The following is a 935-nucleotide window of genomic DNA, read 5'->3' as shown; positions in this document are numbered from 1 at the left end:
GCGGGCTTTTCACCCGCTTTATCGTTACTTATGTCAGCATTCGCACTTCTGATACCTCCAGCATGCCTCACAGCACACCTTCGCAGGCTTACAGAACGCTCCCCTACCCAACAACACNTAGTGTCGCTGCCGCAGCTTCGGTGCATGGTTTAGCCCCGTTACATCTTCCGCGCAGGCCGACTCGACCAGTGAGCTATTACGCTTTCTTTAAATGATGGCTGCTTCTAAGCCAACATCCTGGCTGTCTGTGCCTTCCCACATCGTTTCCCACTTAACCATGACTTTGGGACCTTAGCTGGCGGTCTGGGTTGTTTCCCTCTTCACGACGGACGTTAGCACCCGCCGTGTGTCTCCCGTGATAACATTCTCCGGTATTCGCAGTTTGCATCGGGTTGGTAAGCCGGGATGGCCCCCTAGCCGAAACAGTGCTCTACCCCCGGAGATGANTTCACGAGGCGCTACCTAAATAGCTTTCGGGGAGAACCAGCTATCTCCCGGTTTGATTGGCCTTTCACCCCCAGCCACAGGTCATCCGCTAATTTTTCAACATTAGTCGGTTCGGTCCTCCAGTTAGTGTTACCCAACCTTCAACCTGCCCATGGCTAGATCACCGGGTTTCGGGTCTATACCCTGCAACTTAACGCCCAGTTAAGACTCGGTTTCCCTTCGGCTCCCCTATACGGTTAACCTTGCTACAGAATATAAGTCGCTGACCCATTATACAAAAGGTACGCAGTCACACCCGAAGGTGCTCCCACTGCTTGTACGTACACGGTTTCAGGTTCTTTTTCACTCCCCTCGCCGGGGTTCTTTTCGCCTTTCCCTCACGGTACTGGTTCACTATCGGTCAGTCAGGAGTATTTAGCCTTGGAGGATGGTCCCCCCATATTCAGACAGGATACCACGTGTCCCGCCCTACTCTTCGAGTTCACAGC

1 rRNA gene is annotated in these 935 nt (G+C 53.3%); it reads right to left on the bottom strand.

The annotated features are described in order from the left end of the window. Positions 1 to 935 (bottom strand): 23S ribosomal RNA (locus tag ACOKCT_RS22905); the annotation flags it as partial.

Source organism: Leclercia sp. M-A074-M (assembly GCF_965195605.1).
In the GTDB taxonomy this organism is placed as follows: domain Bacteria; phylum Pseudomonadota; class Gammaproteobacteria; order Enterobacterales; family Enterobacteriaceae; genus Enterobacter.
Note: the sequence above shows the minus strand (reverse complement) of the source record. Positions and strands in the feature narration are given on the sequence as shown.